At 55.4% G+C, this 7,315-nt stretch carries 6 protein-coding genes; all 6 read left to right on the forward strand.

What is annotated here, in order from left to right; translation table 11 throughout:
* Positions 1-2 precede the first annotated feature (2 nt).
* The 6 genes from pheA to EDD73_RS09195 all read left to right on the forward strand — a co-directional run bounded on the left by pheA (position 3) and on the right by EDD73_RS09195 (position 7,008).
* Complete coding sequence (gene pheA, locus EDD73_RS09170; protein ID WP_131919487.1) at positions 3-848, forward strand: prephenate dehydratase; 846 nt, start codon at positions 3-5, stop codon at positions 846-848.
* The gene (locus EDD73_RS15105; RefSeq protein ID WP_131919488.1) at positions 845-2,098 is read left to right on the forward strand and encodes a prephenate dehydrogenase; all 1,254 of its coding nucleotides are present in this window, start codon (positions 845-847) and stop codon (positions 2,096-2,098) included. Before pheA ends, EDD73_RS15105 begins: the two co-directional genes overlap by 4 nt.
* Positions 2,001-3,452, forward strand: coding sequence for a 3-phosphoshikimate 1-carboxyvinyltransferase (gene aroA, locus EDD73_RS09180; RefSeq protein ID WP_243116860.1), 1,452 nt, complete (start codon positions 2,001-2,003; stop codon positions 3,450-3,452). The genes EDD73_RS15105 and aroA overlap by 98 nt, the downstream gene beginning before the upstream one ends.
* 66 nt (positions 3,453-3,518) lie before the next feature.
* A complete protein-coding gene (gene cmk, locus EDD73_RS09185; RefSeq protein WP_207668852.1) occupies positions 3,519-4,205 on the forward strand; it encodes a (d)CMP kinase in 687 nt (228 codons plus the stop codon).
* On the forward strand, positions 4,198-4,854 hold the full coding sequence (locus tag EDD73_RS09190; protein WP_165876428.1) for a lysophospholipid acyltransferase family protein: 657 nt from the start codon (positions 4,198-4,200) through the stop codon (positions 4,852-4,854). Before cmk ends, EDD73_RS09190 begins: the two co-directional genes overlap by 8 nt.
* Positions 4,855-4,947: 93 nt before the next feature.
* Positions 4,948-7,008 carry a bifunctional 4-hydroxy-3-methylbut-2-enyl diphosphate reductase/30S ribosomal protein S1 gene (locus tag EDD73_RS09195; RefSeq protein ID WP_243116861.1) on the forward strand — a complete coding sequence of 687 codons (2,061 nt, stop codon included), beginning with the start codon at positions 4,948-4,950 and terminating at the stop codon, positions 7,006-7,008.
* Positions 7,009-7,315 lie beyond the last annotated feature (307 nt).

The following is a 7,315-nucleotide window of genomic DNA, read 5'->3' on the forward strand; positions in this document are numbered from 1 at the left end:
ACATGGATAAAGTCGGCTATTTAGGGCCGCAGGGAACCTTTTCGGAGGAGGCTGCGCAGCAGTTTTTTACATCGGCTGCGCAGCTTTTGCCACTTCTTTCAATCGCGGCTGTCTATGAAGCGCTTTGTTACGGTGATGTCGAGGCAGCAGTCCTGCCGATGGAAAATTCGATTGAAGGTGCTGTCAATCAAACGATCGATGAATTGATCGAACATCCCGGCTTGATGATCACCGGTGAATTGATCTTACCGATTCATCATCACTTGTTGGTTGCGCCGGGGCAAGATTGGCAGCAGGTGGAGAAGGTCTATTCGCATCCCCAAGCGCTGGCGCAGTGTCGCAAGTTTTTGCTGAACCAATTGCCGCAGGCGCAGGCCGTTCCGGCCGGTTCCACCGCGGAAGGGGCTGCGAAGGTGGCCCGGGGTGCCCAAGATGGGGCGGCGGTCGCCGCGATTGCTACAGCTTTTGCGGCGGAGCGCTATGGCTTACAAGCGGTTCAGCAAGATGTACAAGATCGTCCCAACAACAAAACGCGCTTTTGGGTGATTGGGCGGCAATGGGCGGCGCCTACCGGTGATGACAAAACGTCGCTGGTGTGTGCGTTGCCGTCGGATCAACCGGGCGGGTTGTATGGGATTCTTGGTGAATTTGCCCGGCGCAATATTAACTTGACTCGAATCGAATCGCGACCGACCAAAAGAGAACTGGGCCAGTACTTATTTTTTATCGATTGTGTGGGCCATCACTGTGATCCGGTGCTGGCCGAGGCCTTGCAAGCGATTGCTCAGTTTGCGATCTTGACGCGGGTCTTAGGGAGTTATCGGCAGGATCGGGAGGTGCGGTCATGATGGATGGCTTTGGGGAGCGTTCGTTGTTCCGGCGGGTAGCGATCATTGGCTTGGGGGTCATTGGGGGCTCGCTGGGCATGGCCTTAACGCAAGGGCGCGTGGTCGAGGAAGTGGTCGGCTTTGATCGCGATCCGGCGACGTTAGAAGTGGCACTGGCGACCCATACGGTTCACCGGATCGCCACCGATCCGGTCGAAGCGGTACGAGGTGCGCAAGTTGTTGTTCTGGCGACGCCGGTTTCTCTTTATCCGGCCCTCTTGGCGCAGATCGGTCCGGCGCTGGCACCGGGTACGATCGTGACGGATGTAGGTTCAACGAAGCGTTGGGTAGTCGAGACGATGAGCAGCCAGTTGCCGACGGGCTGCTTTTTTGTTGGCGGCCATCCCATGGCCGGGTCAGAAAAGCGTGGCATCGAAGGTGCCGACCGCTACTTGTTGGAGAATGCCGTTTATGTCTTGACGCCCGATGAGCACACTGATCCGGAGGCACTGGCGCAGATTGAAGGCTTGGTCATGGCCATTGGCGCTCGCGTCGTTTGTTTGGCACCGGCTGAACATGATCATGTGGTGGCGCTTGTCAGCCATTTGCCGCACATGGTGGCCGTGGCGTTGATGGAAACACTTGGTGCCAGCGGGGAACACCGCTCCATGGCGACGATGCTGGCGGCCGGTGGCTTTCGTGATACTACACGGATCGCTGCCGGCGATCCGCGCATGTGGTGCGATATTGCCTGGACGAACCGGGAAGCGTTGCTGGCGGTGATCGATCAGTACCAAGCATCGCTGGCCCGTATCGCCGAAGCAATTCGTACTTATGACCCGAAGAGGGAAGGCGAAGCCGCCACCGAAGCCGCTGCTGATGGGGCGTTGCCTGGTGTCGGTGTAGGTTCAGGTTCTCTGGGTGAGCCTTGCCGGGGCGGCAGCGGTAGCAGCAGTGAACTGAGCACAACGAACAAGTTGAGCGCGGTGCTGGCCCATGCGCGGCAAGCGCGCCTGGCCATTCCCGGAAGGGCCAAAGGGGTCTTGCCGGGGATTCATGAGGTGATTGTTACGGTGGCTGACGAGCCGGGGATCATCGGCAAAATAGCGCAGATCCTTGGCGCGCAGGCGATCAATATTGCCGATATCGAGATTTTACGGGTCCGGGAAGGCCATGGCGGCACGATCCGCTTGGGTTTTGCTCATGGACATGAAGCGGATTTGGCCGTCGATTACCTGCGCGACGCCGGAATCATTGTTAAGCGTATTTAAAAACGACGATTTTAATCAAAGTAAGAAGGGCGGGAACGTCTTGACCGATGAGTTGCGCGTAGCACCGGGAGGGGCCTTGCGGGGCGAGATTGATGTACCTGGTGACAAGTCGATTTCCCACCGGGCCGTTATGTTTGGCGCCTTGGCCGAAGGAAAAACACGAATTGAGCGTTTTTTACCGGGGCAAGACTGTTTGTCGACGATCGATTGTTTCCGGCGCTTGGGCATCGTGATTGAACAACTGTCGCCGACAGATGTGGTTGTCCAGGGAAAAGGGTTACGGGGGCTAACGGAGCCGAGCGATATTCTGGATGTGGGTAATTCGGGAACGACACTGCGCTTGATGGCGGGAATCTTGGCAGGGCAGCCCTTTTTCTCGGTACTTACCGGCGACAGTTCGATTCGCCGCCGGCCCATGGGCCGGGTAACCGCACCGTTGACCGCCATGGGCGCGGTGATTCGCGGTCGTGACGGTGGTCGCCTGGCGCCAATTGCGATCGACGGAGCGGCATCGGCATTGAAGCCACTGACCTACTCCAGCCCGGTAGCCAGCGCTCAAGTCAAATCAGCACTATTGTTGGCCGGACTGTATACGGAAGGTGAAACAGCCGTACGGGAGCCCTATGCTTCACGGGATCATACGGAACGCATGCTGACGGCTTTTGGTGCCAAGTTGCAAGTGGCGCAAGAACCGGAAGGCGCTTATTGCGCGACGATCACCGGCTTTCCCGATTTGCGGGGTCAGGTGATCACTGTACCTGGCGATATTTCTTCGGCGGCTTTTTTCCTGGTGGCAGCAACGATTGTGCCGGGATCGGCGGTGCTCCTGCGTCATGTCGGGATGAACCCGACTCGTGACGGTGTCATTGAAGTGCTGCAAGCGATGGGCGCTAAGATCCGTAGTGAAAATGAGCGCATGGAAGCGGGAGAACCTGTGGCTGATTTGTATGTGGAAAGCGCCTCACTGCGCGGCACCGTTGTCAGTGGCGGCCAGATTCCGCGTTTGATCGACGAGATTCCTATATTGGCGGTAGCGGCGTTGTTTGCGGAAGGGCGAACGGAGTTTCGTGATGCAGCCGAATTGCGTGTAAAAGAAACTGACCGGATTGCGACGGTGGCTGCGGAATTGCGTAAGTTCGGCGCCTGCGTCGAAGAACGGGAAGATGGAATGATCATTGAGGGTGGCCGCCCGCTGCAAGGAGCAACAGTCGAGAGCCACGGTGATCATCGCATTGCCATGGCTATGGCTGTGGCAGCGCTGCAAGCGGCCGGTGAAACAGTCATCCATGGTGCTAGTTGCATGGATGTATCTTTCCCGGGATTTGCCCGGTACCTTGCTTCCCTGCGCTCGTAAGCGTTTTTTATGATACAATGAAAAAGTATTTCTATTGATCATGGTGAAGCGAAGGAGTTCAAACAAGTGACAGAGGCCTTGAAAGCAGTTGCCATTGACGGACCGGCCGGTGCCGGCAAAAGCACCGTAGCCCGGGAAGTGGCGCGGCGACTCAACTATTTGTATATTGATACCGGCGCCATGTATCGTGCCTTGGCCTGGTGGGCACTGCGCCAGGACGTTGGTTGTGAGCCGGTGGCGCTGACGGCGCTGGCCGAAGCGGCGGAGATCCGCTTGGTAGCTACCGATGAAGGTACTCGGGTATGGATTCACGGTCATGATGTGACCGAAGCCATCCGGTCGCCGGAAGTATCGCAGCATGTGTCGCAGGTTGCCGCCGTTGCCGGTGTACGGGCACCGATGGTGCGGCTCCAGCAGCAGATGGCCGCCCAAGGGTGTGTAGTGATGGACGGCCGCGATATTGGGACGCGGGTACTGCCGATGGCGCAGGTCAAGATTTTTTTGACGGCTTCGATTGAGGAGCGGGCCCTCCGGCGGTACCGGGAGCTTTGCGCCCGCGGTGTACCGGTCGAGTTGGCAGCGCTCCAACAGGAGATTGAAGCGCGGGATCAAGCGGACTCTTCCCGGGCGACGGATCCCTTGCGCCAAGCTGATGATGCCGTGGTCATCGATACAACCGGCATGGGTCTGGAGCAGGTGATCGAGGCCGTCTTAGCGACGGTCCGCCGTAAGGTCGGTGACCACGGTGCTTGATCGGGTACAGACGGCCGAAGCGGTACGGAAGTCCGGCCTTTACCTTTTTTTACATCGTTGGATCAGCGCCGGCTTTGCCAATGCTTGCCGCTGGCAGGTCCATGGCTGGGAACATGTGCCGGTGCAAGGACCGGTGATCTTGGCCAGCAATCACCTATCCAATTGGGATCCGGTGGTACTGGCTTGTGCCGTGCGACGACCGGTCCATTTTATGGCCAAAAAAGAGCTTTTTGCGATTCCGTTGATTGGTTCCCTGATCGGCGATTTAGGGGCTTTTGCCGTTGATCGCCAGTCGACAGGGCGGCAAGCACTGAAAGCTTCCGTAGCGATCTTGGAAAAAGGCGGCGTCATCGGTGTTTTTCCGGAAGGAACGCGCAGTAAAACGGGGGCTCTTGGCGAAGCCAAAGCAGGCACGGCGCTCATCGCTTTGATGGCCAAGACGCCGATTGTACCTGTGGGTCTTTATAACACAGGGCGGATTTTTTCGGGGGGCCGATTTCAGTCCTTTGCTGTCGAGATTGGCTCGCCCTTGCCGATGGACATGACGGAAGGCAAAAAAAATACCAGCCAAGCGGCGCAGCAGTTGACGGAGCAGATGATGACGGCGATTGAGCAGTTGGTCGAGCAGGGGCGTCAACGCTTATCGTAGTTGAGATACCTGCGATAAGCGGGGATTTTTTATTGCTTTAGCAGGAATTATACATTTCATCACGAAAAATAAATCAGACCAATATAGGGAGTGATGGGGTTGCAGGTGCTCCTGGCAGCTCACGCCGGTTTTTGCTTTGGTGTTCGGCGTGCGATACAACAAGTGGAAGCAGAATTGGCGCATTCCGGCAAGGTGGCGACATACGGTCCGCTGATCCATAACCCGCAAGTGATTGCGCGGCTTGCGGATCAAGGGGTCGCGATTGTCGATCACTTGGATATGTCGACACTGGGGCCTGTGGTCATCCGCTCCCACGGTGTAGGTCCGGCGATCTACGAGCAAGCGGCACAACACGGTGTAAACCTGATCGATGCGACCTGCCCATTTGTTGCCAATGTGCAAAAGGCTGCCCGTGACTTCACTGAGCAGGGATATCAGGTGGTCATCGCCGGTGATGCCGACCATCCGGAAGTTCAGGGTATTGTGGCCTGGACCGGGAACCGGGCGATCGTTGTGGCCAGCGGCAAAGAAATCACTGGTGACAAGATTCAGGGTAAGGTAGCCTTAATCGCGCAAACTACGCTTAAGGAAGCTACCTTTCGCGAGGTCGAAGCGGCCCTTCGGCAGCTCGATGTGGAACTGATCGTAAAAAATACGATATGTTCTGCCACAGCCAAACGGCAAGAAGCGGCACAGCAACTGGTAAGTCAGGTAGAGGTGATGGTTGTTGTGGGGGGACGAAACAGTTCCAATACCCGCAAGCTGGCCCAAATCTGCGTGGCAGCCGGATTGCCGACTTATCATGTCGAGCAGGCGGAAGAGCTTGACCCACGATGGTTTAAGAACGTGAACCAAGCCGGTGTAACTGCCGGGGCGTCTACACCCCATTGGATAATCGAGGAGGTAGTTCAAAGAATGACCGAGATCCAACAAGAACAAGAACTGGAAAACAACGTACCAACAGAAGAAGCAGCGACAGAAGCAGCGGCACCGCAAGTATCGGAAGATGCCAATCGCGAATTGACGATGGACGATGCCGAAGATGATATGGGTAAATCCTTTGAAGAATCCCTGAAAAACCTGAAAGAAGGCGAACTCGTTACGGGTATCGTCGTTAAAGTCCGTCATGATGAAATTCTGGTCGACGTAGGGGGCAAGTCGGAAGGCGTGATTCCCCTGCGCGAAATTGCACCGGTAACGCCCGATTCGACCGAAGGGTTGGCCAAAGTCGGCGATGAGATCAAAGTTGTCGTGCTGAAAGCCGAGTCGGAAGACGGAACGCTGATCGTTTCGCGCCGCCGTGCGATTGAGCGGGAAAAAATCGTACACATGGAAGAAGCCAAAGAAAAAGGTGAGATCCTGACCGGTAAAGTCGTCGCTGTGGTCAAAGGCGGTCTCCGTGTCGACGTAGGTCTGGTAGGCTTTGTGCCGGCTTCGCAAATCGAGCGTGGCTATGTGGAGAACATGGAAAAATATATCGGCCAGACGCTCCGCATGAAGGTTGTCGAAGTTGACACCCGCCGGAATAATGTCGTTCTTTCACAAAAAGCAGTGCTGGAAGAAGAACACAAGCAAGCGCGCGGCAACACCTGGGGTGACCTGGCGGAAGGTCAAACTCGCCGCGGTACCGTTCGCCGCCTCACTGACTTTGGCGCTTTTGTCGATCTCGGTGGTGTAGACGGTCTGCTGCATATCTCGGAAATGTCCTGGGGCCGCATTAAGCATCCCAGCGAAGTGGTTAAAGAAGGCCAAGAGCTGGAAGTCTATGTGCTTAAAGTGGATCGCGAAAAAGAGCGCGTTTCGCTGGGCCTCAAACAAGTGCTGCCCAATCCCTGGTCGCTGGCCGTGGAAAAATATCCCGTTGGCAGCGTGATCACCGTCAAGGTTGTGCGTTTGACCCAGTTTGGTGCTTTTGCTGAGCTCGAACCGGGCATCGACGGTTTGATTCACATTTCCCAACTGGCCAATCGCCGGGTCAACAAACCGGAAGATGTCGTATCGGTCGGTCAAGAAGTGCAAGTCAAGGTGCTGGAAGTTCGTCCGGAAGATCAACGCATCTCCCTGAGCATCCGGGCCATTGAAGAAGATGCTAACCGGGAAGAAGTGACGGAGTACCTGGAAAAGCAAGATAATCAGGAAAATTCGGAAGCCTAAGTAATATAGGGATCATTATCATTGCTGTCACAATGCTAACAAAGAGCCCGTTTTATCCTATTCAAGAAGGATAAAGCGGGCTCTTTTGCTTTTCAAAAAAAATTTTGAGATTTAACAAAGGATAAAATGTTAAGCCATGCAATTATTTCAATTTTACTATACTTGCTTTCAGTCCATTTTTATGCAAAAAAAACGAAGAATACTGGATAACAATTAGAGTCCGTCCAGGAACCCAATGGAACCAAGTATGGTATCCGTTGAAACCGTGTTTTTTCCAAATTAATCAAGAAAATAGCCGCAAACCGTA

The organism is Heliophilum fasciatum, from assembly GCF_004341395.1.
GTDB lineage: Bacteria > Bacillota > Desulfitobacteriia > Heliobacteriales > Heliobacteriaceae > Heliophilum > Heliophilum fasciatum.